At 58.8% G+C, this 23,535-nt stretch carries 21 protein-coding genes; 13 read left to right on the forward strand and 8 right to left on the reverse strand.

Going from position 1 to position 23,535, the window contains the following annotated elements; all coding sequences use genetic code 11:
* Position 1 precedes the first annotated feature (1 nt).
* The gene (locus JNO48_08145) at positions 2 to 772 is read right to left on the reverse strand and encodes an ABC transporter permease (GenBank protein ID QTE67182.1); all 771 of its coding nucleotides are present in this window, start codon (positions 770 to 772) and stop codon (positions 2 to 4) included.
* Positions 769 to 1,503 carry an ABC transporter ATP-binding protein gene (locus JNO48_08150; GenBank protein QTE67183.1) on the reverse strand — a complete coding sequence of 245 codons (735 nt, stop codon included), beginning with the start codon at positions 1,501 to 1,503 and terminating at the stop codon, positions 769 to 771. The genes JNO48_08145 and JNO48_08150 overlap by 4 nt, the downstream gene beginning before the upstream one ends.
* Before the next feature lie 407 nt (positions 1,504 to 1,910).
* On the opposite strand from JNO48_08150, the gene JNO48_08155 reads away from it, so the two are divergent.
* The 3 genes from JNO48_08155 (at position 1,911) to JNO48_08165 (ending at position 7,016) form a co-directional block, all read left to right on the forward strand.
* The gene (locus tag JNO48_08155) at positions 1,911 to 3,575 is read left to right on the forward strand and encodes an ABC-F family ATP-binding cassette domain-containing protein (GenBank protein QTE67184.1); all 1,665 of its coding nucleotides are present in this window, start codon (positions 1,911 to 1,913) and stop codon (positions 3,573 to 3,575) included.
* Between the two features lie 91 nt (positions 3,576 to 3,666).
* Complete coding sequence (locus JNO48_08160; GenBank protein ID QTE67185.1) at positions 3,667 to 4,113, forward strand: acyl-CoA thioesterase; 447 nt, start codon at positions 3,667 to 3,669, stop codon at positions 4,111 to 4,113.
* Positions 4,114 to 4,145: 32 nt separating this feature from the next.
* The gene (locus tag JNO48_08165; GenBank protein QTE67186.1) at positions 4,146 to 7,016 is read left to right on the forward strand and encodes an insulinase family protein; all 2,871 of its coding nucleotides are present in this window, start codon (positions 4,146 to 4,148) and stop codon (positions 7,014 to 7,016) included.
* A gap of 70 nt (positions 7,017 to 7,086) precedes the next feature.
* Here the strand turns inward: JNO48_08165 and JNO48_08170 are convergent, their stop codons facing one another.
* The gene (locus JNO48_08170) at positions 7,087 to 7,800 is read right to left on the reverse strand and encodes a phosphoribosylaminoimidazolesuccinocarboxamide synthase (protein ID QTE67187.1); all 714 of its coding nucleotides are present in this window, start codon (positions 7,798 to 7,800) and stop codon (positions 7,087 to 7,089) included.
* A 775-nt stretch (positions 7,801 to 8,575) separates the two neighbouring features.
* On the opposite strand from JNO48_08170, the gene JNO48_08175 reads away from it, so the two are divergent.
* From JNO48_08175 to JNO48_08220, 10 genes are all read left to right on the forward strand, one after another.
* Positions 8,576 to 9,481 (forward strand): sugar ABC transporter permease, encoded by a 906-nt coding sequence (locus JNO48_08175; protein QTE69720.1) that lies wholly within the window; start codon positions 8,576 to 8,578, stop codon positions 9,479 to 9,481.
* A 67-nt stretch (positions 9,482 to 9,548) separates the two neighbouring features.
* A complete protein-coding gene (locus JNO48_08180; GenBank protein ID QTE69721.1) occupies positions 9,549 to 10,430 on the forward strand; it encodes a carbohydrate ABC transporter permease in 882 nt (293 codons plus the stop codon).
* 147 nt (positions 10,431 to 10,577) lie between these two features.
* Positions 10,578 to 12,215, forward strand: a complete 1,638-nt coding sequence (locus tag JNO48_08185) for a sugar ABC transporter substrate-binding protein (protein QTE67188.1) — start codon at positions 10,578 to 10,580, stop codon at positions 12,213 to 12,215.
* A gap of 88 nt (positions 12,216 to 12,303) precedes the next feature.
* Positions 12,304 to 12,657: a helix-turn-helix transcriptional regulator gene (locus JNO48_08190; GenBank protein ID QTE67189.1), complete on the forward strand. Its 354-nt coding sequence runs from the start codon at positions 12,304 to 12,306 to the stop codon at positions 12,655 to 12,657.
* A gap of 326 nt (positions 12,658 to 12,983) precedes the next feature.
* Complete coding sequence (locus JNO48_08195) at positions 12,984 to 14,582, forward strand: hypothetical protein (GenBank protein QTE67190.1); 1,599 nt, start codon at positions 12,984 to 12,986, stop codon at positions 14,580 to 14,582.
* A 137-nt stretch (positions 14,583 to 14,719) separates the two neighbouring features.
* Positions 14,720 to 15,172 carry a transcriptional repressor gene (locus tag JNO48_08200; protein ID QTE67191.1) on the forward strand — a complete coding sequence of 151 codons (453 nt, stop codon included), beginning with the start codon at positions 14,720 to 14,722 and terminating at the stop codon, positions 15,170 to 15,172.
* Positions 15,173 to 15,174: 2 nt separating this feature from the next.
* Positions 15,175 to 15,888, forward strand: a complete 714-nt coding sequence (locus tag JNO48_08205; protein ID QTE67192.1) for an ABC transporter ATP-binding protein — start codon at positions 15,175 to 15,177, stop codon at positions 15,886 to 15,888.
* Entirely contained in the window at positions 15,885 to 16,730 is an 846-nt protein-coding gene (locus JNO48_08210) for a metal ABC transporter permease (protein ID QTE67193.1), read from the forward strand. Before JNO48_08205 ends, JNO48_08210 begins: the two co-directional genes overlap by 4 nt.
* Positions 16,727 to 18,007: a hypothetical protein gene (locus JNO48_08215; GenBank protein QTE67194.1), complete on the forward strand. Its 1,281-nt coding sequence runs from the start codon at positions 16,727 to 16,729 to the stop codon at positions 18,005 to 18,007. The genes JNO48_08210 and JNO48_08215 overlap by 4 nt, the downstream gene beginning before the upstream one ends.
* A 93-nt stretch (positions 18,008 to 18,100) precedes the next feature.
* Complete coding sequence (locus JNO48_08220; GenBank protein QTE67195.1) at positions 18,101 to 19,000, forward strand: MBL fold metallo-hydrolase; 900 nt, start codon at positions 18,101 to 18,103, stop codon at positions 18,998 to 19,000.
* Between the two features lie 60 nt (positions 19,001 to 19,060).
* Here JNO48_08220 and JNO48_08225 read toward each other — a convergent pair whose 3' ends face one another.
* The 5 genes from JNO48_08225 to hydG form a co-directional block, all read right to left on the reverse strand.
* On the reverse strand, positions 19,061 to 19,978 hold the full coding sequence (locus JNO48_08225; protein ID QTE67196.1) for a DUF4097 family beta strand repeat protein: 918 nt from the start codon (positions 19,976 to 19,978) through the stop codon (positions 19,061 to 19,063).
* A complete protein-coding gene (locus JNO48_08230) occupies positions 19,975 to 20,718 on the reverse strand; it encodes a zf-HC2 domain-containing protein (protein QTE67197.1) in 744 nt (247 codons plus the stop codon). Before JNO48_08230 ends, JNO48_08225 begins: the two co-directional genes overlap by 4 nt.
* Positions 20,708 to 21,175 (reverse strand): RNA polymerase sigma factor, encoded by a 468-nt coding sequence (locus JNO48_08235; protein QTE69722.1) that lies wholly within the window; start codon positions 21,173 to 21,175, stop codon positions 20,708 to 20,710. The genes JNO48_08230 and JNO48_08235 overlap by 11 nt, the downstream gene beginning before the upstream one ends.
* Positions 21,176 to 21,354: 179 nt before the next feature.
* Positions 21,355 to 21,966 carry an LURP-one-related family protein gene (locus tag JNO48_08240; protein QTE67198.1) on the reverse strand — a complete coding sequence of 204 codons (612 nt, stop codon included), beginning with the start codon at positions 21,964 to 21,966 and terminating at the stop codon, positions 21,355 to 21,357.
* A gap of 116 nt (positions 21,967 to 22,082) precedes the next feature.
* Positions 22,083 to 23,531, reverse strand: a complete 1,449-nt coding sequence (gene hydG / locus JNO48_08245; protein QTE67199.1) for a [FeFe] hydrogenase H-cluster radical SAM maturase HydG — start codon at positions 23,529 to 23,531, stop codon at positions 22,083 to 22,085.
* Between the last annotated feature and the right edge of the window lie 4 nt (positions 23,532 to 23,535).

The following is a 23,535-nucleotide window of genomic DNA, read 5'->3' on the forward strand; positions in this document are numbered from 1 at the left end:
CTTATGCGAGGTCGGCCTTCATCCGGGAACGGAAGGCCAGGGAAGAAAGCACAATCAGAAGTATAGCACATCCGGTGACAATCAGCAGCGGAATCCAGCACGCGGAGGCAGAAAAATCCAGCCGGACCGCAGCGCGGGCGCTGCGCGTGCAGTAGTAGAAGGGCAGCGCTTTGCAGATATCCAGCATTGTGCCGCCGGTGGCGTCCGCGTCAAACCAGATGCCGCCCAGGAAGGAACCCAGGGAAATGATGATGGAGCTGACGCCGGGCGCGGCCTTGTCGTTGAACAGGGAACCGAACAGCATGCCGAAGCCGATGAACATCGCCGCGGAGGGAACGAGCACCGGGATGGACGCGATCAGTCCGAGCGGGTTCAGGCGGTCCGGGGTGAAGAACGAAATCACAAAGGATACCACGTAGATCAGGATGCTCTGCAGGACGCAGATCACCAGCATGGGCAGCATGTATCCGATAATGAAATCCGTGGAGGTCATCGGCGTGGCATACAGCCGGACCAGGAAGGAGCCGGCGCGGTCCTTGGACACGGTCAGCGTGGTGAACAGCATGACGAACAGCTGGCCGAACACCGCAATGCCCGCGCACAGGTTCTGGATATGGAATACGGTCATGCCGGATTCCCGCGGGATGCTGGTATCCACCAGCGTCATCACCACGAGCATCACCAGCGGGAAGGCCAGGCAGAAGACATAGCTGAGGGGATCCCGGAGAAGCTCCTTCCGGTTCCGGTCCGAGTAAGCAAGGATGCGGTTCATTCTTCGGTCACCTCTCCTTCCGCGATGGCCACAAAGGCGTCTTCCAGGGTGGTTTTACCGGTCATCTCCAGAATTTCCGGCAGCGTTCCGCAGGCGGCGATCCGGCCGGAGATCATGATGCCGAGCCGGTCGGACAGGTGTTCCGCCTCTTCCATGTAGTGGGTGGTGAGCACAATCGTGAGGGAACCCTTCAGGGATTCGATCACGCGCCACAGATCCCGCCGGGCGAGCACGTCCAGGCCCAGGGTCGGTTCATCCAGGAAAAGGACGGAGGGCTCGCCGATCAGCGCCATGGCGATGGAAAGCTTCCGCTTCCAGCCGCCGGACAGCGTGCCGGCCCGCTGGTCCAGCACTTCCTCCAGGTGGAAATCGGCCACGGTCCGGGTCACCCGTTCGGCGGTTTTTTCCTGACCGAAGCCGTAAATCCGGGCCATGAATTCCAGGTTCTCCCGCACGGTCAGGCGCTCCGCCACGGCGGTGTCCTGCGTGGAGATGCCGATCATGGGCTTGATCTTCGCACTTTCCCCGGTGCAGCTGAAGCCGCCGACAAACGCTTCGCCGGAGGTCGGCGCGGACAGGCAGGTCAGCATCCGGATGGTGGTGGTTTTGCCGGCGCCGTTGACGCCCAGCAGGGAGAACAGCTCGCCCTTCCCGATACTCAGGGAAAGGCTGTTGACGGCGGTTTTCGGGCCGTACTGCTTGGTCAGGTTTCTCGCTTCAATCATGTTCACGGGCATTCCTCATTTCCTTTGGGCGCGGATGGGGAACAATTCCCACATTCGCAACTGATTCGAACATATTGTAGGTCCGGAAGCGGGGGGAAGTCTACCAACCGGAGATGACATTCGGGGCCAATTGTGTTAATTCTGGTTGCGAAAGTGGGAAAAGGGGCCGTTTTTTCCGCAGGGAAGGATTGACAGGGAGCCGGGAATCGAATATGATAACCGCATAACGAAGAAAGGACGGTCTTTCGCGACTGATGAGAATCCGCAACTGATAATCGGCTGCATGACGCTCCGGGGCGGTTGGCCCGGGGGGATCGTTTTTGTTGCCGTTTGGAGGTTGCGTTACGCGAATGCCAAACGTCTTTTTATATGTGCGCGTCGCTCCTCCACGGCATCGGGAGGAGTTGTTTTTTATGCCTAAGATGATACTGGAAGCGACGGATCTCCGCCTGTTTTTCGGAGACCGTGAAATACTCAATACGGACCGGCTGGCGGTATATGACGGAGAGCGTATCGGCCTGATCGGGGAAAACGGCGCCGGCAAGACCACCCTGCTGCGGGTGCTTTCCGGCGAACTGGCGCCGGATGAGGGAATCGTCCGCTGCCGGACAACCGCGGCGCTGATCCGCCAGCACGGAAGCGCCGGGGCTGGGGAGGACCCGGAAACCCGGGCGCGTTTCCGCGCGACAAAGGAACGGGAAGGCCTGTCCGGCGGCGAGATGACCCGGAACCGGATATCTTCCGCCCTGTCAGCCCGGCCGGGACTGCTGTTTGCGGATGAACCCACCACGGACCTGGACCGGGAAGGAATCCGGGTGCTGCGCGGGGAACTGGAAGGTTTCCCGGGCGCCATCATCCTGGTATCCCATGACCGGGCGCTGCTGCGGGCGCTCTGCACGCGGATCTGGTACCTGGAAGACGGAAAGATCCGGGATTTCCCCGGCGGATATGACGATTTCGTCCGGGAACAGACACGCGAGCGGGAACGGGCGGCGTTTGAGTACGAGCAGTATAAAGCGGAAAAGAAGCGGCTGAAGGAATCCGCGCAGCGGATGACGGAATGGGCTTCATCCGTCAAAAAGGCGCCGACCCGCATGGGCAACAGCGAGGCGCGGCTGCATACGCATGAGTATACCAATTCCGTACTGCACCTGAGCGCGATGAAGCGGACCATCCAGAACCGGATGGACCACCTGGAGGTGAAGGAAAAGCCCCGGGCGCTGCCGGAAATTACAATGAAGCTGGGTGTCGCCCATCCGGTGGAGGCGCGGAACGCGCTGGAAGTCTGCTGCGACAGCCTGCAGGCCGGCAGTAAAACGCTGCTGTCAGATACAACCTTCTGCCTGCCGGCAGGATCCCGTACGGCGCTGACGGGGCTGAACGGCTGCGGGAAAACCACCCTGCTGCGGGTGCTGGCCGGAAACGCGGAGGCGGGCGTCCGGTTTGCCGGAAACGTGCGCTTCAATCCGGCCGTGCGCGCGGGCTGGTTCGACCAGCACCACGAGAAGACGCTGCGGATGGACAAAACTGTGCTGGAGAATGTGATGGAAGGTTCCTCCTGTCCGGAGCACTTTGCCCGGACCGTCATGGCCTGCCTGGGTATCGCCGGGGACAATGTGTTCAAGCCGGTGCACCTGCTGTCCGGCGGGGAACGCGTGAAGACGGCGCTCGGAAAGCTGCTGCTGGCGGACTGCAACCTGCTGGTGTTGGACGAGCCGACCAACCACCTGGACCTGTTTACCCTGGAGGAGCTGGAAAAGCTGCTGGCCGGATACGGCGGCACGCTGCTGTACGTCAGCCATGACGAGGAGTTCATCCGGAAAACGTCCACCCGGATTGTCCGCTTTGAGAAGGAAAAGCTGGTAACGTTCGAGGGCGGCTGGGAGGAAATGCAGAACGCCGGAAAGCGCAACGTTTCGGCGGAGGAACGCAAAATCGCCATCAGCACGCTGGAAATGCGGATGGCGGCCCTGTCCGCCCGGATGTCCAGTCCGAAGAAGGGCGACCGCCCGGATGAACTGCAGGCGGAATACCTGCGCCTGGCCGCGGAAGCGAACGCGCTGAAAAGGCAGGCCTGAAACCGCTGCGCCGGCTGTTTCCCTGCCGGTTGGAAGCTTGCAAAACCGGCGATGGATATGGTATGCTTGCACGAGACAGGAGGAACCGCATATGACGAAAAAGACAACCACAGTCCAGATTGTGATGCCCCAGCATTGCAACGGATATGCCATTCCCCGGCTTTTCGGCGGCCAGATCATGGCATGGATTGACGTAATCGGCGCCGTGGCGGCCCGGCGGTATACCCATGCCGCGGTTACCACCGTGTGCATCGACAACCTGACGTTCCTCAAACCTGCCCACCTGAACGATACGGTGGTGCAGGAAGCCTGCGTGACCTGGACCGGGCGCACGTCCCTGGAGGTCCGGGTGGACAGCCTGGTGGAGAGGCTGGACGGATCGCGGGAGCTGATCAACCGCGCCTACCTGGTGTTCGTCGCGATTGATGAAAATGAGAAACCGATCCCGGTGCCTCCCTTTGTCCCGGAAACCCTGGAGGAAAAGAAAGAATACGCGGCAGCCGAAATCCGCCGCAAAAACCGCCTGAACAACGGCTGAACCGCCGAGGCGAAAATGGAGAGGAGAACCCTATGAAACCCGGAGAAATTCTGCACGGCTTTAAACTGGTTTATTCCCAGCCCATGCCGGACCTGAAGGCCACCCTGTACCGCTTTACCTACTGGAAGAACGGCGCGGACGTCATCTGGCTGGAGCGTGACGATGTCAACAAAACCTTCGGAATCGCCTTCCGGACGGTTCCGTCGGACCATACCGGTATTTTCCATATCCTGGAGCACTCCGTACTGAACGGATCGGAAAAGTATCCGCTGCGCGAGCCCTTCGTGGACCTGCTGAAGAGCTCCCTGGCCACGTTCATCAACGCGTTCACGTTCCCGGACAAGACGATGTATCCGTTCTCTTCCCGGAATGACAAGGATTTCCTGAACCTGATGGACGTCTATATGGATGCGGTGCTGCATCCGCTGTCCCTGCGGGATCCACACTCCTTCCGCCAGGAAGGCTGGCACTATGAGCTGGACAACCCGGACGGTGAGCTGACGATCAACGGCGTCGTGTTCAATGAAATGAAGGGCGCCTATACCTCCCCGGACAGCCTGATCCGCGATTATCTGGACCGGCAGCTGTTCCCGGATACCTGCTACGGCAAGGATTCCGGCGGCGATCCGGATCATATTCCGGAACTGACGTATGAAGATTACCTGGCGAACCACCACCGCTTCTACCATCCGTCCAATTCCTATATCTGGCTGGACGGCAGCATTGATACGGACGCGGTATTCGCCAAGCTGGATTCCTTCCTGCAGGACTATGACCGGATCAATCCGGATTCCGATATCGCGCTGCAGGAACCCATCACCCCGGCGGAAAAAACTGAGTATTATCCGGTCGGCCCGGAAGATGACAAGGGCAGCAAGGCGATCATTGGTATGGGCTGGGTTTACGGCACCTATGCGGATACCCTGAAGAACCTGGCGGTCGGCGCACTGACGGAAGTGCTGGCCGGATCGAACGATGCTCCGCTGACCAGCGCGCTGCTGGAAGCCGGCCTGTGCGAGGACGTCTCGCTGGAACGGTCCGACAGCACCAAGCAGATGTATGTGGACCTGGTCCTGAAGAACTGCGACCCGGCGAAGAAGGATGAAATCCGTTCGCTGGTCTATGAAACGCTGCGGAAGCAGGCGGATGAAGGAATCGACCGGAAGCGTCTGGCCGGCGTGCTCAGCCGGATGGAATTTGTGAACCGCGAAAAGGATTACGGCCGGTTTCCCCGGGGTCTGGCCTACGGTATCGAGAGCTTCACGACCTGGCTGTACGGCGGGGATCCCGCCGATGCCCTGAGCATTGAAAGCCTGTTTGCCCCGCTGGCGGAAATGGCGGAGAACGGCGGCTTTGAGCAGCTGATCCGCGAGGTGTTCCTGGACAGCCGCCACCATGGCGATGTGATCATGCTGCCTTCCGCCACGATCGCGGAAGAAAAGCGCGAGGCGGAGAAGAAGCGCCTGGCGGAGATCAAAGCCGGCTGGACAACGGAACAGGTGCAGCAGGTAATTGATGAATTCCGTATCCTGCGGGAGAAGCAGAGCCGGGCGGATACGCCGGAACAGCAGGCGAAGCTGCCCCGGCTGACGCTGGAAGACCTGCCGGCCCAGCGGACACCGGCGCCGAATACCGTTTCCGAAATCGACGGAACGGTCCTCCTGCACCAGGATGTGGATACCGCCGGTATTTCCTACCTGACGCTGTATTTCTCCCTGGCGGATATGCCGGCGGAGGAGCTGAGCCGGATTTCCATTCTGGCCCACCTGATGGGCGATGTGGCCACGGAAAACTACGACGTGGCCGCGCTGCACGCTGAAACGAACGAGAAGCTGGGCCGCCTGAATATCTTCCCGCAGATTCATGCCGGACGGAAAAAGGCGGAATCCTTTGTCACGGTGAACGTGGCGGTGCTGGAAAACCGGAAGCCGGACGCGGTACGCCTGCTGGATGAAATCCTGAACCGGTCCGTGTTTACGGATGAAGCATATATCCTGAACATGATCCGGCAGGACCGGATCAACACGGAACAGGGCATCATGATGAGCGGCAATGCCTATGCGGCGCGCCATGCGGCAGCGGCCCTGTCCCCTGCCGGCGCGATGAACGAAGCCATGCTGGGCATCGGCTTTACGCGGGTCCTGCAGAAAACGGAAAAGGAATTCGGCAGGGATACCCTGGCCTGGATGGCGGAAATGGCGAAGCGCATCTTCACCCGCGGCCGGGTAACCGTCAGTGTGACCGGCGAACTGGATGAAGCGTGGGTCCGGCAGGTGCTGGCAGTCCTGCCCGCCGGTGAAAAGGGAGAAGCGGCGGTTTATACGCCGGCCGAACGCCGGGCGGACGGCTTCACCATCCCCTCCGAAATCGGCTTCGCGGCCCGCGCGGCGGCGCTGCAGCCGGAGAACCGGGGCGCGGCGCTGGTGGCAGCCAATTTCCTCACCCTGGATTACCTGTGGAACACGATCCGCGTGAAGGGCGGCGCCTACGGCACCAACTTCCGGATTTCGGAAACCGGCAACATGGAAATTACCTCCTACCGGGATCCCAACGCGGCGCAGTCGCTGGACAGCTTCTGCGAAACGGGACGGGTGCTGCGTGAATTCTGCGACAGCGACAATCCCCTCACGCAGTATATTGTCAGTACGATCGGGGGAATCGATCCCCTGCGGACGCCGCGGTCTGTCAGCAATGAGGCAGCGTGGATGTACTTCTCCGGAACCACCGAGGAAGACTGCAACCGGGAGTGGAACCAGGTCCTGCATACCACGAAGGATGAGCTGCGGGAGCTGGCGGACGCGATCGGGAAGGCCTGCAATGAATCCGTGGTCTGCGTGGTCGGCGGCAAGACGGCGCTGGATGCCTGTGGCAGCAGGCTGGAGCACATCGAATCCATCCAGTAAACAAAGAAGAACAGATACAAAACGGGCGTCCGGTGATCCGGACGCCCGATCTTTATGCTTTCGAAACTGCTCAGCCGTGAGCCTGCAGCCGGCGCATGATTTCCTGGTACGCGTCTTCCACGCCGCCCATATCCCGGCGGAAGCGGTCCTTATCCAGCTTCATGCCCGTTTCGCTGTCCCACAGGCGGCAGGTGTCGGGGCTGATTTCATCCGCCAGCACGATGGTGCCGTCAGACAGCCGGCCGAACTCAAGCTTGAAGTCCACCAACGTAACGCCGCAGGACTTCCAGAAGGCTTTCAGCTCTTCGTTCACCTTGAAGGCGTACTTCTTGATGGTGTCAATTTCTTCCTGGGTGGCCAGGCCCAGCGCGAGGGCATGGTAGTCGTTGATCAGCGGATCACCCAGTTCGTCATTCTTATAGGAGAATTCAATGGTGGGTGCCTTCAGGAGGGTGCCTTCCTCCACGCCGTAGTGCTTGCTGAAGGAACCGGCAGCGATATTGCGGATGATGACTTCCAGCGGAACGATCTGCACCTTCTTCACGAGGGTGTCGCGGTCATTGATCTCCTCCACGTAATGAGTGGGGACACCTTTCTTTTCCAGGTACTGCATGAGCGCGTTGCTCATCTTGTTGTTGATGACGCCCTTGCCAGCGATGGTGCCCTTCTTCAGGCCGTTGAAAGCGGTTGCGTCGTCCTTGTAGGAAACGAGCAGAAGCTCCGGATCATCCGTTGCAAAGACCTTTTTGGCCTTTCCCTCGTACAGCTGTTCACCCTTAACCATATGAAATCCCCTCCATCATCTGAATCGGTTTTCCGGTCCCCCGGAAAAGAGAAAGAGCGTTTTCCACCAACCCTTTCGGAAACGCCCAAATCACATTGCATGTATACACCCAAACCGCTTATCTGTCAACCCTCAAAGCATTTTCCCAAGCGGATTCATACAACAAAAAAACGGCGCCTGGCGCAGGTGGGTTTTCCCTGTGTACAACCTCCACAGGACGGGACACTGCCCCTGCGGTTCAGCGTTTTCCTGCCTGAAACCTCCGGGCGTGTTCCTGCGGCTGTGCCCAAACCCCGTATATAGAGGATCTGGTACTGGATTTTGAAGGAAATATGCAATATCTATTTTTCTGTTCCAAATGAAAATTCCAAAAATCGGCGTATTCTGTTGTGCAATTTCTGCGTTTTTTGCAAGAATTGCGAATTATTTGCCACAAAATGCGGATTTTGTTCACCACCCAATGCGATAATTGGTTGGATTTTTGATGTTTTTATCATGGATGTAAACCTTTGCACCCGAAACGCCTGGTTTTTTCGTGATTCCCTTTGTGCAGAAATTGCATAGTAATGAGCAAAATTTGCATAGCAGCCTGAGAATGCGTGTTGTTAGAATACGGGTAGAAATACGTGGTTTCAGACATAGTTGACGGCGCAGGGTTTTCCAGTTTCGGAGTCCCCGTTCCTCGCAACCCCATTGTCCGATCCGACCCGACGGAATGGAGGAATCAGGTTTGACGACCAAGGCTAACGAAATTGCCCCGACAGTAAACCGCCGGATGGGTTTTTCCTGGAAAACCTATCTCAAGCGGTACTGGACGCTGTACCTGCTGCTGCTGCTCCCGGTTGCGTTCTTTCTCATTTTCCGGTACTACCCCATGGCCTACGTCCTGCTGGGCTTCAAAAAGAACAACATCCTGATCCCGCCGTGGCAGGTTGAATGGGCCAAGAACAATGGCTTCCAGTGGTTTATCCGGGCTTTCAGCGACAAGAGCTTCATCAACGCCCTGAAGAATACCATTTTCCTGAACCTGCTGGACCTGTTCATCGGTATGCCGATGCCAATCATCATGGCCCTGCTGCTCAACGAACTGGCTTTCCCGAAATACAAGCGCATTACCCAGACGGTACTGTACCTGCCCCACTTCCTGAGCTGGGTTATTATCTCCAGCATCACGCTGCGGCTGTTCGGTACGCACGACGGTATCATCAACAAGCTGCTCGGAACGGAATTCCCCTTCATCAGTACGGAGGGAACCTGGCGCGGCACTTACATCTTCCTGGGCATCTGGAAGGAATGCGGCTGGAACACCATCATTTACCTGGCGGCACTCACCGGCATCAACCCGGAACTGTATGAGGCTGCCGAGGTGGACGGCGCGACCCGCCTCCAGAAGATCTGGCACGTTACGCTGCCGGGCATCCGCTCCACGATCATTGTTCTGCTGATTATGAACCTGGGCCATATCCTCGGTTCTGAATTCGACCGCCCCTTCACCCTGAGCAACAAGCTGGTACAGGGCGCAAGTAAAACGATCTCCATCTTCGTTTACGAACGCGGCATCCAGGGCCAGCAGTATTCACTGAGTACTGCAGTCGGCCTGTTCCAGAGTGTGGTCTGCGTAATCTTCCTGCTCCTGTCGAACTCGCTGGCGAAGCGGTTCGGCGAGCGCGGTGTATGGTAAGGAGGCGAAGGATATGAGTACTGTTGCGAAATCCGAGTTTCCCGCCAAGAAGAAGCTGCGCGACGGCATGATCAAATCCCGGAAAACCCGTACCGGCGACCTGATTATCGCGGGAATCTGCTTCCTGCTGATGCTGCTCTGCCTGCTGCCCATGGTTCACGTTCTCGCTTCCAGCCTGTCCTCCGCGGATGCACTGGTCCGGAACGACGTGTTTATCTGGCCCAAGGGCTGGAACATCGAAGCATACAAAACCGTGCTGACTACGGAGAAATACGTCCGCTCCCTGGGCTGGACCGCGATCCTGACCGTCATCTGCACGCTGCTTTCCATCTCCCTGACGATTATGGCCGCCTACCCGCTGACCTATACCAACCTGAAGGGCGGACGGTTCATCAACTTCATCATCCTGTTTACGATGTATTTCAGCGCCGGTACGATTCCGTACTACCTGCTGCTGAGCCGGCTGGGAATGCTGAACACGCCGTATGCGCTGATATTCCCGAACTGTATCGGGGTATTCAACGTCATCATCATGCGAAGCTTCTTCTTCGGAGTCCCGGACAGCCTGAAGGAAGCCGCAGAGATCGACGGCGCCGGCCCGATCCGGGTCCTGATCCGGGTTTACCTGCCCCTGAGCCTCCCGGTGATCGCCACCCTGAGCCTGTTCTATGCTGTCGGCCGCTGGAACGGTTTCTCCGATGCGCTGATGTACCTCAAGAGCTCCGATTCTGAAAAATACTGGCCCATCCAGCTGCTCCTGTACAACGTGATCAAGAATTCCACCCAGACCACGGAACAGGCGGCGCAGGAAGGCTTCTTCGACAACGGCGTTTCCAAGACCATCCAGATGGCGACTGTTATGTTCGCCACCGTGCCGATCCTGCTGGTATATCCCTGGCTGCAGCGGTACTTCGTTGCCGGTGTCACGATCGGTGCCGTAAAAGGGTAATCCTTTGATGACCGCCGGTGGCGGGAATTTCATCAAAGGATTACTCAACCGAAACGAGTGATCTCCGCGGTGCGGAGTCACGACGATTGAGGTTGCGGAAGTAATTCGGGGTAATAATACCCTGGAAATATAAAGGAGGAAAAACCTATGAAACGCATCCTGTCCCTGGTGCTGTCCCTGGCACTGCTGTTGACTGTGTTCGCGACCGTGGCTTTCGCGGACGTGACCGATGACGGCTTTGTGGATGGCAAATTCACCGAAACCCGCTCCATCACGGTTGAAATCTACAACCGCAACAACGATGGCGGCACCGATCCCACCGACAACGTCTGGACCAAGTGGATCAAAGAGCAGATGCTCGAAAAGTACAACGTGGATGTGACCTTCGTGTCCGTCGGCCGTTGGACTGAAACCGATGACATGAACAACCTGCTGGCTGATGGCAAGGCTCCCGACGTGAGCTACACCTACGGCGGCAACATGGTCATCTCCTACGCGAACATGAAGGATGCCAACGGCAACCCCGGTGTTATCGACCTGGCTCCCTACATTGAGGCGTACAAGGATCAGCTGGGCGACCTGACCGCGCTGCTGAGCGAAGATGACCTGTACTATGACAAGGATCCCGAAACCGGCGCCCTGTACATGATCGAAGGCCGCCGCGCGGACGTGTCCCGTATCACCACCTTCATCCGTAAGGACTGGCTGGATGCCCTCGGACTGGCCGAGCCCACCACCGAAGAAGAGTTCTACAATGCCCTGGTTGCTTTCCGCGACAACGCTGAGAAGCTGCTGGGCGCCGATGCTGACAAGATGGTTCCCTACGCCACCTCCACCGATATCGGCTGGCGGAATGACCTGATGGCTGTCAGCTATGTTCCCACCGATGTGTCCGATGAACAGCTGTTTGTGTATGGCTACGATGATCGTCACCTGCTCTACCCCGGCTACAAAGAAGGTATCCGGACCCTGAACAAGTGGTACAACGAAGGCCTGGTCTGGAAAGACTTCGGCGAACACAACGATTCCACCGATGAAGACAACATGATGAAGGCCGGTTATGTCGGCGCCTTCATGCACAACTGGGATTACCCCTTCCGCAATGGCGAAGACTGCATCAACCTGAATCTGCAGCGGAACGTTGGCGAGAACGCCATGTTCGTCCCGATCGACTGCTTCCCGAACGCGGATGGCGTGACCAAGAAGTTCATGGGCGCGGCTGTCGGCAGCGACCGGAAGATCTTCTTCCCGTCCACCAACAAGGAGCCCGTTGCTTCCCTGATGTATGTCAACTTCATCTCCAGCGCCGAGACCATCAAGTACCTGCAGACCGGTCTGGAAGGCACCAGCTTCGAAATGGAAGGCGATGCCTATAAGATCCTGCCCGCGACCGGCGAATGGGTCAAGAATTCCGGCAACAACATCGACTACACCATGACCTGCAACGGCCTGTACCTGGGCGAAGCCACCGGCGCCACCACCGCGCTGAGCTATCCGGGCATCCCCGCTGACATCGTCATCAAAGCGAACGAGTTCGGCAAGAACAACGGCTACTTCGTGAAGCACTTCAACGTCGGCACCATCGAGAGCGAAACCGAAGTCGGTTCCTCCCTCACCAGCCTGCGTGACGAAATGCTGACCAAGGCTGTGACCGCTTCCGTCGCTGACTTCGACAGCGTCTGGGACAGCTACATGGATCAGTACCTGGCCCTCGGCGGACAGGACATCATCGACGAGCGCATCCAGAAGCTGGCTGATGTCTATGGCATCACCATCGAGAAGTAATCCTTCTCCTTAATTGGTACACTCCTTCGGCGGGCGCCGGCTCCGGCCGGCGCCCGCTTTTGAAAAACACGGAAAGGAGGGCATGCCCGTGGAACGTTCGGAATCCCTGATCCGGGGAGTAACCGCCTATATTGACGCCAACTATACCCAGTCAGTTCGCGGTGATGACCTGGCCAGACGCTTCGGCGTCAGCGTCAGTTACCTGAGCCATGAGTTTACCCGGATTACCGGGCGCAGCATTTACGATTACGTTCTGTCCCGCCGGATTGAACTGGCGCGGGAGATGATGCAGACGGACATGCCTTTACAGGAAATCGCGGTCCGCTGTGGTTTCCGGGATTATTCCAATTTCCTGCGGGTATTCCGCAAAGCCGCAGGCGTCTCGCCAAGCGAATTCCGCCGGCAAAGCCAGGCAGCCGGAGCCGGGATGCAGGAGGCGTAAATAAATGCCATCCGGCCGGGATGGCTGAAAGAGACCGGAACAACCGGATTATGAAAGCCAGGCACTGAAAAGTGCCTGGCTTTATTATGTCTATGGAACTGTATGGTCCGGTTAATAACAATGGGAGCAGTCTGTTTTGGACTGCTTTTTGCATCTTTTTTGTTTCTCCGGACGGACGGATGACAGGCCCGACCTTTGCGGAGCAAGCAATCTCCGGGGCCTGCCGCAGGAACGCCGTCCGGCTGCTGTTTGAAAACATGCATTCCGTATGATATAATTCCACCATCATCAACAACAGGATCCCCCTGTGAAACGGAGGCAATCATATGGGCATGGCATCCAGGCCGGAAGTATCGGAACTGCCGGGAGGCGGGAAGTTCTGGTCGAATACCTTCAGCTCTTTCAGCGCCCTGGTTTATGTTCCCCTCGGGCAGCCGGATTCCGCTGTCATCAATTACGGCTACAAGGCGCCCTACCTGCTCGTGTTTGATGACCAGGACCGGGATGTAGGACTTGCGCTGGATTATGCGGAGCGATCCGGCCTGGCGGATATCGCCCGCAGCTATTCCACCTCCGTCGTGTTCATCCGCCCCATTGCCCCGGAGGGCTGGGCCGGCGCGCCGGATACCCTGTTTGCCGACCTGGCGGCGGAGAGCAAAATCGGCCAGTATTACCAGGACGGGATCATTACCCCGAAAAACTTCTTCACCGGTGAAATTGGTGAGAGCTTTATCCGTGGTTCCCTGTTCCGCACGGTGCTCTTCGGATGCGGTGAGTCGGCGGACTATATTGCCCGCTGCTGCCTGAAGACGCTGGAGGGCCAGTACCTGTGGGGCCCGGGCGAAATTACGCCTATGGCCGCCGTGCTGGAAAACCTGTCCGTGATTCCTTCGCCGGAGCGCCGGGATATCCCGGTGGTTTCCATTGGAAACAGCGCCCGGGTGAACGATGCGCTGCGCGAAACCTGTGATTTCCTTTGCGTCCGGGATGAGGCGGACTTCCGTGCCGATCATGATGAATTCTGGTGCCGGATGAAGCGCTGGTGCGGTATGCTGTCCCGGGACGAGGACCTGTCGGCCATGAACATGGCGGAAGAACCGGTGGTCACTGAGCTGGTTACTTCCCCGGACAACCAGGGTGATGATGCCGGCACCGACATGCATAAGGTGGGGTATGTTGCCTATTATCCGACGCCGCTTTCGGAGGACAGCCCGCTTCCGCTGGTGCTCGCTTTCCACGGCGGCGGCGATTCCGCTTTCCATATTGCGTGGGTTTCCGGCTGGTGGCGCGTTGCCATGCGGAACCGCTTCCTGCTGGTGTGCCTTGAAAACCACCTGAACGTTACGGCCACCGAGGTCATGTCCCTGATCGGGCAGCTGAAGGAAAAGTATCCGATTGATTCCTCACGGATCTATGCCAGCGGCTTCTCCATGGGCGGCTGCAAGTCCTGGGACCTGTTCCAGGAATATCCGGAATCCTTCGCGGCGCTCGCGCCGATGGATGCGACCTTCGAGGTCGGGCTGAACCTGTACGGCCAGCCGGCGCCGAAGCCCATCAACCGCGACATCCCCGTGCCGGTGTATTACGCGGCGGGCGAGAAGACCCCCCTGCCGGAAATGCCCTGCCAGGCGGACAAGTGTATGGAACGCGCCCGGTATGTGTTCGAAGTCAACCAGGTGGTCAAACCATACAATCTCGTATTCGATGACCGGGAAAGCTGGGAGGAACCCTTTTGGGGTGTTCCCGGTGACCGGGTTGAGAAGATCCCGGACCTTTCCCGGGGCGCCATCCTGACCGAGCACCGCTATGTGAGCAAAGACGGGGTATACCGTACCGTTTTCGCCGGCGTGGACAACCAGGGCCATGAATGCCGGGAGCACACATGTGAACGGGCGTGGCAGTTCATGAAGGACTTCACGCGGTAACCATTCCGATATAACTGATTCGGCCTGCAGATCCTGCAGGCCGGTTTTTTATGCGGATTGCAGGAAATGATTGACATACGGCGGATTCCGGATATAATTGAGAACGGTTCTCATTTTCGGGAGGGGGGTTGTTTGCGGTGGCAGGCAAGACAGGATACCGGACAAAGGCCCAGGCGGAACTGCTGGAATACCTGCAGTCAACGCCCGGGGTGCATCATACGGCGGCCGGGCTGAAGGAGCATTTTGCCGCGGAGGGAACGCCCATCGGCACCGCGACGATTTACCGCCGCCTGGAACAGTTTGTGGATGAGGGGAAAATCCGGAAATACGTGATCGGGACGGGTGAAAGCGCCTGCTACACGTATGAGGAGGAATCCAGCCACTGTGCGGAGCATTACCACTGCAAATGCGAGCGGTGCAGCCGCCTGATCCACCTGGACTGCGACGAGCTGGATGAGATCCGGACCCATATGCTGGCGCACCACGGTTTCGCGTGGAACGCCGGGAAAACGGTTTTTTACGGCATCTGTGAGCAGTGCCGGAAGGAAATGGCGGTCGGGAGCCGCATAACCAATCCCCGGGGAGAGTAAGAATGGCATTATTGACCTGTAAGGACCTGGTGCTCGGATATGACGGACATCCTGTGCTGTCCGGCATCAGTTTTGAAGTGTGTGCGGGGGACTACCTGTGCATTGTCGGCGAGAACGGATCGGGCAAGACGACCCTGATGAAGACCGTGCTGGGCCTGCAGAAGCCGCTCGCCGGGAAAATCACCTTCGGCGACGGGCTGAAGCAGAACGAGATCGGCTATCTGCCGCAGCAGACGGACGTACAGCGGGATTTTCCCGCGACGGTGCGCGAGATCGTGCTGTCTGGCTGCCAGGGGCGAATGGGGCGCCGGCCGTTCTACAACCGGGAAGACAAAAAGACCGCCGCGCAGAATATGGAACGCCTGGATCTGGCTGCCTTTGCCGGCCGTTGCTACCGTGAACTGTCCGGCGGACAGCAGCAGCGTGTACTGCTGGCGCGGGCCCTGTGCGCGACGCAGAAGCTGATCGTGCTGGATGAGCCGGTTTCCGGCCTGGATCCGCACGTCACCTCGGAGATGTACGGCCTCATCCGGAACCTGAACCGGGAGGACGGCATCACCGTCATGATGATTTCCCATGATATTACCGCTGCCCTGCAGGAAGCCACCCATATCCTGCATGTGGGTGAGGAGCTGTTCTTCGGTACGAAGGCGGATTATCTCGCGTCCCCGCTGGCAGCCCGCTTCCTGGCGCTGAAGGGAGGGGAGCCGGTATGATCGAAACCCTGCGGATGTACATGCAGTATGACATGGTCCGGAATGCGCTGATCGTTGGGGTGCTGATTGCCCTGTGCTCCTCGCTGCTGGGCGTGACGCTGGTGCTGAAGCGGTTCTCCTATATCGGGGACGGACTGTCCCATGTGGCGTTCGGCGCGATTGCGATCGCGGCCGTGCTGCACCTGTCGGACGACATGGTGCTGGTGATGCCGGTTACGATCCTGTGCGCGGTGCTGCTGCTGCGGACGGGCCAGAAAACCCGGATCCGCGGCGACGCAGCGATCGCCATGATCTCCGTCGGCGCGCTGGCGGTCGGATACCTGCTGATGAATATCTTTTCCGCCTCCTCCAACCTGTCCGGCGACGTATGCTCGACGCTGTTCGGCTCCGCGTCCATCCTGACGCTGACGAAGGCAGAGGTGTGGCTGAGCATTATCCTGTCCGTTGTTGTGGTGGTTATTTTCCTGCTGTTCTACAACCGGATTTTCGCGGTGACCTTTGACGAGAACTTTGCCCGGGCCGCCGGGACAAAGGTAGAGGCATACAACCTGCTGATCGCGGTGGTGATCGCGGTGATCATCGTGCTGGCCATGAACCTGGTTGGCTCCCTGCTGATCTCCGCGCTGGTGATTTTCCCGGCGATGTCGGCCATGCGGCTGTTCCGGAGCTTCCGCGCTGTAACGATTGCTTCCGCGGTGCTGTCGGTTTTCTGTGCGCTCATGGGAATCCTGGTCGCGATCCTTGCTGACACACCGGTCGGTTCCACGATTGTGGGAATGGATATTCTCGCTTTCCTCATCTGTGCGGCGGCCGCCCGGCTGCAGGGAAGGACATCCAAATGAGAAAAACCGGACGAATCCTGCTGTTTCTGGTGCTCCTGCTCGCTGTGATACGGGCGGGAAGCGCCGCCGCGGAGAAGCACAGCCTCCTGCTGCGCTGCACCGGCGGAGGGCAGGTCGGCCGGATCAATGAAAAGGCGGTCAGCGTCATCATTGAACCCCGTGGAACGTTCCTGGATGCAGGGGATGAAACCTGGACGCCGGAAAAGCTGCGGAGCCTGCCGGGATTCCGGCTGGTGAGGGCCGCCCTGCGCTTTACGGCGGCGGAAGCCATCGGCAGGGGATCGGTGCTGTATTCGCTGGCATGCGGGAATCAGGTGACCCAGCCGTGCACGGTGCCGGACGGACACGTTCTCTGGGATGTGACGGACGCTGTCAGAACCTGGCTGGAAACCGGGGATGCGCTGAAGCTGATTCCGGTGAACCGGGGAAACGGTGAATATATCCGGGTGGAGGAAGATTCGATTTACCTGCAGCTGACCTTTACCGCGGACGGGGAGGTTCCGCTGTTTCCGCTGGACCGTGCGGAACAGCAGGAATGGCTGGATGAGGCGCTGGGCATGCTGGAGGAGGGAAATCCCGTGCTCCGGCAGTACCGGGAGGTGGCCGGCAGCCTGGTTTCCGCGGAATATCCGCTGGGCGTTCCGTATTTCTTCAGCGGGGAAACCGGAAACGGCATGCTGAAGCCGCGCGTTCCCAATCCCAATTCCACCACGCGCTATTTCCGCGCGGAGCGGACGTACCTTTACGGCCTGGACTGCGCCGGATACCTGAACCTGGTGCTTTCCCGGAATAACCTGGGGCATGTTTCCATTGCGAAGATGATCCGGGATGGCCAGGGCGGGAAACTGCTGGCCGCGGATCCGTCGGAATGGCCGGAATTCCTGCTCCCCGGCGACCTGATCGGTATGGACCACGGCCGGTATAACCATATTGTGATGTATATCGGGACCATGCGTACCTTCGGCTGGACGGAAGAAACAGCCGGGGAGGCGCTTCCCGTGCTGGATATGCCGTTGGTGATCCACTGCGGCAGCAATCCCTTCTACTACGAACGGTATACGGAGTATATCCGTGAGTGCGGATACCGCAACACCTATCCGCCGGACGGAGGCGTAACGGTGTCGGTGGTGCTGCCGGATGCAAAGAGCGTGCCGTACAGCATGAGCCCGCCGTGGGGATGGGGAGACGATTTCCACTGGTACCTGCTGGACGGCAGCCCGCTGCTGGTGTTTCCGCTGGATACAGCCGACAGCCTGGTCTGGACCGGCATCCGGTAAGCTGTCCCGGATTTACCGCGCAGTGGAGGGCGGTTTCCGCGGGAAAGGAATGATCACCTGCCGGGTCGGCAGGATATATGGAGGTATATGGAGATGACCGGAAAAATCCCTTATTACAGGGCAACGGAGATTGCCGAAAAGAGCTGGAAGATTGAGAATGCGTGCTGCGAAAGCTCCTACGCGCTCTGCTACCTGGTGGAGGGGCGGGATTACGCGCTCCTGATCGATACGATCCTCGGCATCGGCAACCTGAAGGCGTTCTGCGAAACGCTGACGGACAAGCCGATCCGGCTGGTGAACACGCACTCGCATTCCGACCATGTCGGCGGCAATTTCTTCTTTGATCACTGCTATATGCATCCCCGGGATATCGGCTCCTTCCAGGACAGCATCGGCATTCCGAAGGAGAAAGTCCTGGAGATGGCCAGGGAGATGGTCCTGCCGGAATACCGGGATTTAATGGAGCCGGACGACAACTTCTCCGACTGGCATCCGATGAAGGTGTATCCGGTCAGTGACGGCGATGTGTTCGACCTCGGGGACCGGCAGCTTGAGGTGGTGGAGGTCGGCGGGCATACCCTCGGCTCCATCGTGCTGATTGACCATAAAACCCGGATCGCGTATGCCGGGGATGCCTGCAACGGCAATACCCTGCTGGAGTTTGACAACTCCCTGCCGGTGATTGCCTACCTGCGGGCCCTGCTGCATCTGAAGGACCACCAGGCGGAATTCGACATGGTATACGGCGGGCATGAAATCTTTGACGCTTCCATTGTGGACGAGGGGATTGAAACCGTGGCGAAGGTGGTCGCCGGAACGGACGACCGCTGCGAACGCACCGGCATCATGGGCGGCCCCGTGTTCTATGCCGCGGAAAAGGTGGAAGGCGGATATGAACGCAAGGACGGGAAGCATTTCAACATGAGCTATATTCCCGGGAAAGTCCTGGGCCCGGACGAGCCAAAGCAGGTTTTCCGGATGGAAAACAGGTAACCCGGAGGCAGAAAGAATCACCGGCGCGGTTCCGCGCCGGTGATTTGTATACCGGAAAAGTTATTTTACCGGACGGATGGTGAGATCGCCGGAAGTGGTGCCGATGGTGATCTTCGCGGATCCGTCGCCGCAGGTGTAACTGCCTTTGCTGCCGGCCAGCGGGATATCCGTGGTCATCTTGCCGCTGGTGGCGTTGTGCTTCAGGGTGAAGCCGGGCTCGGCAGGCAGCTCCGCAGTCACGTCGCCGGAGGTGGCGCTGACCGCCGCATTGTCAAAGCGCTTCAGGGCAAGATGGATATTCCCGCTGGTGGAACCGGCCGACAGGTCCCCGACCCGATCCGCGGTGATGCTGATTCCGCCGGAGGTGGAATGGGCGGCAACCTTCTCCGCTTCATCCAGGTCGGCGCTGAGGGATCCGGAAGTGGAATCCAGGCTCAGGGTACGGACTTTTCCGCGAACGATCAGCTTCACATCACCGGAGGTGCTGTGGGCGGTGACAGCCGGAGCGGTGACCGAGGCGGTCACATCGCCGCTGGTGCTGTTCAGGGATACGCTGTCCGCGGCAATGGACGGGATGTCGATTTCCGCGCTGGTGGCGCCGATCACCGCGTTCTTCAGCACGGTGCCTTCCGGCAGGGTGATCACCAGGTTCTTCGCCGGGGTGTTCAGGCGGATACCGGGCTTGTTGTACTGCACCTTCAGGGTGGTGCCTTCCAGCTTCCACTGCAGCTTGTCATCCTCGCTGATGGAGCGGCTGGCGGTTTCATCAAGGGTTACGGTGCTTTCCGCGTGATACGCGATTTTCACGCTGCCGGCAGTCCAGCTGATATCCAGGTTTTCAATTTTATCGGTAATCACGGCGTTGCCGCCCTTGAAATTGCCGCCGGTGATACCGGAGACAAGGGAATTGATTTCGGCACAGCCGGACAGGATCACGGCGCAGAGCGCCAGGGCCAGGACCAGGGCTATCTTTTTCATTTCAGGATACCTCTCTTTTTCAGTTCGGGAATAATCACATAGAAGGCCAGTCCGCAAAGCAGGGCGGCCAGGAGCAGCAGGCGCGTCAGGCCGAGACCGTTGTTCCGGATATCGATCGCTTCCATCATGAGGCCGAACAGGCCCAGGTCCACCGCGATCACCGTAACGGCTTTCCGCTCCGGCACAAACGGCCGGATCGGCTTTGCCTTGATGACAAACGGCAGGAAGAAGACCGACAGCCCGAACAGCGTCGCGGCGGTCACCACGAAGAACCAGTCGCCGCCGGTGCACAGGCAGATTACGGCAAAGAGCATGACCACTGTGGCAGTAAATGCGCAGAAGGTCCAGAACAGCTTGTTTTCCGGCACCATCAGCGGTACCACTGTGACGGACGCGGCCACCGCGACCGAGGCGAGCGTGATCAGGAACCAGCCCATCCCGCCGCCCTGCAGGCGGTTGATGAACAGGCAGATCACCACGGGGATCAGGAATATCCACGCCAGCACGCTGCCGATTGCGGCGCTGCGGCGTCCCATCTGTTTTTTCTGTTTCCGGATGACATCCTCCCGCTCGGCGCCGAGGCGGTCTTCAATCTCGCTTTTCCGGAGATTGACCAGCTCCTCCAGGCAGTCCGGGCATTCCTGCAGATGTTCATCCACCAGGGCACGGCTTTCCTTGCTGCACACGTCGTCCGCGTACAGGGGCAGCAGGTCCCGGATAATATTGCAGTCAGTTTTCATCCGCATTCATCCTTTCCTGTAGTTTCAGCCGGGCCCGATGATATGTGACACGCGCCCAGTTTTCCGTTTTGCCGAATATCGTTCCGATTTCCCGGAAGGACAGTTCCCCGAATACCCGCAGCTCGAAGGCTTCCCGGTAGGGTTCATCCAGCGCGTGCAGGGCCATGTGGATCCGGAAGGAGGAATCCCTGTCCATGGTGAGCTGCTCGGGGGTTTTCTCCTTCGAGGGGATTTCCTCAGGCATCTGTTCCGTTCGGGTCTGCCGGCGTTTTTCATCGAGGAACAGATTCCGGGCGATCGCACACAGCCAGGTCACTTCGTCCGATTCATTCCGGAAGGAAGCGCTCTTGGACATTGCCTGGCTGAAGGTTTCCTGGGTGACATCCTCCGCCAGGTTCTGATCCCCGCAGAGCGTCATTGTGAAGGAGTACACCCGCATGTAGTAAGCATCGTACATCTTTTCCCAGGCCTGATCGTTCACACATCATCACCTCCTTCCCGGCTGAATTCCATGGATTAGACGGACAGGATCCGTTTTCGTTACAGGAAAATACAAAAAAAACTAAAAAAGTTTTCCGGACCCGGAATGCGGGCCCGGAAAAACGGTTATTCCGGCCGGCCTGTCGGCCTGCGGGATCAGTTGCTTCCCGAAGAGGAGGACGAGGATGAAGAGAAGGAGGACCGGGCTTCCCGGTCTTTGATCATATGCTGCAGGGTGACCAGGATCGCAACCACTGCCTGCTCGTGCTCCGGCTGGTAGATATCCACGCAGTATTTGTCATGCAGGGACAGGAACTTCTGGCTGATGACAGCGATGACCTGATCCCTTTCGTCATACAGTTCAAAATTCAGGGCGGCGATATTGCCCCGCAGCTGCCAGCCAAGGCCTTCGATATTCGTGATATCGCGGACAATATGGAACAGCTCGTTGGAGATCTGGAACGAGGTGCCGTTTTCCATGGTCACGAAATGGCGCTCATGGAGGGTCAGCAGCTTCCGCTCGATATGGGCCACGCGGTTTCCGGATGCGTCCAGCACGTCGGTCTTGTCGTGCAGGGAGGGGAACTTGGTCTGCGCGTGGTACACAACCTGCTCATGCTCATCGGTAATGTCCGTATGCCTGTGCAGGGAAATGACCTTGGATGTTGTGAACAGGGAACGCACCGGCTCCCCGAACCGCTCCACGTTGTTGACATTTGCCTGTTCGCCGGCTTCCCGGAAACGGAGATATTTTGAAAAAACGCCCATACGCATCCTCCTTCTGTACCGGCCTGCGGCGGCAGATGCCGGCGGCCATGGGTATTATACCATCCCGGGGCCGGAAAGGACAGATGTTTTTGGGCGTTTGCGGAAAACGGAAGGAATCAGAAGCGGAAATCGCGCCGGTTGGAGGAGCGGATCTCGGCGATATGCTCCCGGGTGATTTCCCGGACCTTGTCCTTCGGAATCTTCTTCAGCTCCTCCTCAATCATGCGGTAACCGGTCTCCTTCGTTTCGGGGGAGGCATAATCCTCCAGGTATTCGGCCAGCGTCATCAGCGCGTTGGGGTGGCAGCAGTTCAGAATCTGGCCGTTCTTGCACAGGGCCATGAACCGGTCGCCGGTGCGGCCTTCCCGGTAGCATGCGGTGCAGAAGGACGGGATATGCCCGCTTTCCATCAGCCAGCGAACCACCTCATCCAGCGTTCGCTGGTCGGATACGTCAAACTGCTCGGTGTCATGGGGGCGTTCCTCCTCGGTATAGCCGCCCACGGAGGTGCGGGAGGCGCCGCTGATCTGGGAGATGCCCACCTGCAGCATCCGCTTGCGCACCTGTTCGCTCTCCCGGGTGGAGATGATCATGCCGGTATAGGGTACGGCCAGCCGGATGCAGGCAGCGATCTTCGTGAAGGTCTCATCATCGATTCCGTTGTCGAACATGTCCGGATCGATATCGTCCGCGCGCTTGACCCGCGGAACGCTGATCGTGTGCGGACCGACACCGTGCACGGCTTCCAGGTGCTCGGCGTGCATCAGCAGGCCGGCAAACTCATACCGGTACAGCTCCAGCCCGAACAGCACGCCCAGGCCGACGTCATCGATGCCGCCCTCCATGGCGCGGTCCATTGCCTCGGTATGGTAGGCGTAATTATGCTTCGGTCCGGTCGGATGCAGCGTCTCATAGCTCTTGCGGTGGTAGGTCTCCTGGAAGAGAATGTAGGTGCCGATGCCGGCCTCCTTCAGCTTCCTGTAATTCTCCACGGTGGTGGCAGCGATATTGACGTTCACCCGGCGGATGTCGCCGTTTTTATGGTGCACGCTGTAGATGGTATGGATGCAGTCGAGGATGTACTCGATGGGGTTGTTCACCGGATCCTCGCCGGCTTCGATGGCCAGCCGCTTATGGCCCATATCCTGCAGGGCGATGACCTCCGCCCGGACCTCATCCTGCGTCAGCTTTTTCCGGGCGATATGCTTGTTCTTCAGGTGATAGGGGCAGTACAGGCACCCGTTCACGCAGTAGTTGGACAGGTAGAGCGGGGCGAACATTACGATGCGGTTGCCGTAGAAGGCCAGCTTGATCTCTTCGGCAATCTCGTACATCCGCTGCACCTTTTCGGGAATGTCGCAGGCCAGCAGCACGGAAGCCTCCCGGTGGGTCAGCCCGGCGCAGACGCAGCCGGTTTCCGTTTTTCGAGGCCGGGCCTTCTCCAGGATCCGGTCGATCAGTTCCACATCGTTCTTGTGCGCGTCGGCATAAGCCAGGGTTTCCAGGATTTCCCCGTCGTTGATAAACTCGTCCGCGACCATGGACTTGGGATTGTAAACAGCCATTTTC

The sequence above is a fragment of the Clostridiales bacterium genome, assembly GCA_017569285.1.
Lineage (GTDB): Bacteria > Bacillota > Clostridia > Christensenellales > Aristaeellaceae > Aristaeella.

Bases quoted from the DNA above. Each gene is read 5' to 3' on its own strand.
- JNO48_08145 (QTE67182.1), bottom strand. From the start codon at position 772: ATGAACCGCATCCTTGCTTACTCGGACCGGAACCGGAAGGAGCTTCTC.
- JNO48_08155 (QTE67184.1), top strand. From the start codon at position 1,911: ATGCCTAAGATGATACTGGAAGCGACGGATCTCCGCCTGTTTTTCGGA.
- JNO48_08160 (QTE67185.1), top strand. From the start codon at position 3,667: ATGACGAAAAAGACAACCACAGTCCAGATTGTGATGCCCCAGCATTGC.
- JNO48_08165 (QTE67186.1), top strand. From the start codon at position 4,146: ATGAAACCCGGAGAAATTCTGCACGGCTTTAAACTGGTTTATTCCCAG.
- JNO48_08170 (QTE67187.1), bottom strand. From the start codon at position 7,800: ATGGTTAAGGGTGAACAGCTGTACGAGGGAAAGGCCAAAAAGGTCTTT.
- JNO48_08175 (QTE69720.1), top strand. From the start codon at position 8,576: ATGGGTTTTTCCTGGAAAACCTATCTCAAGCGGTACTGGACGCTGTAC.
- JNO48_08180 (QTE69721.1), top strand. From the start codon at position 9,549: ATGATCAAATCCCGGAAAACCCGTACCGGCGACCTGATTATCGCGGGA.
- JNO48_08185 (QTE67188.1), top strand. From the start codon at position 10,578: ATGAAACGCATCCTGTCCCTGGTGCTGTCCCTGGCACTGCTGTTGACT.
- JNO48_08195 (QTE67190.1), top strand. From the start codon at position 12,984: ATGGGCATGGCATCCAGGCCGGAAGTATCGGAACTGCCGGGAGGCGGG.
- JNO48_08205 (QTE67192.1), top strand. From the start codon at position 15,175: ATGGCATTATTGACCTGTAAGGACCTGGTGCTCGGATATGACGGACAT.
- JNO48_08210 (QTE67193.1), top strand. From the start codon at position 15,885: ATGATCGAAACCCTGCGGATGTACATGCAGTATGACATGGTCCGGAAT.
- JNO48_08215 (QTE67194.1), top strand. From the start codon at position 16,727: ATGAGAAAAACCGGACGAATCCTGCTGTTTCTGGTGCTCCTGCTCGCT.
- JNO48_08220 (QTE67195.1), top strand. From the start codon at position 18,101: ATGACCGGAAAAATCCCTTATTACAGGGCAACGGAGATTGCCGAAAAG.
- JNO48_08225 (QTE67196.1), bottom strand. From the start codon at position 19,978: ATGAAAAAGATAGCCCTGGTCCTGGCCCTGGCGCTCTGCGCCGTGATC.
- JNO48_08230 (QTE67197.1), bottom strand. From the start codon at position 20,718: ATGAAAACTGACTGCAATATTATCCGGGACCTGCTGCCCCTGTACGCG.
- JNO48_08235 (QTE69722.1), bottom strand. From the start codon at position 21,175: ATGTACGATGCTTACTACATGCGGGTGTACTCCTTCACAATGACGCTC.
- JNO48_08240 (QTE67198.1), bottom strand. From the start codon at position 21,966: ATGGGCGTTTTTTCAAAATATCTCCGTTTCCGGGAAGCCGGCGAACAG.
- hydG (QTE67199.1), bottom strand. From the start codon at position 23,531: ATGGCTGTTTACAATCCCAAGTCCATGGTCGCGGACGAGTTTATCAAC.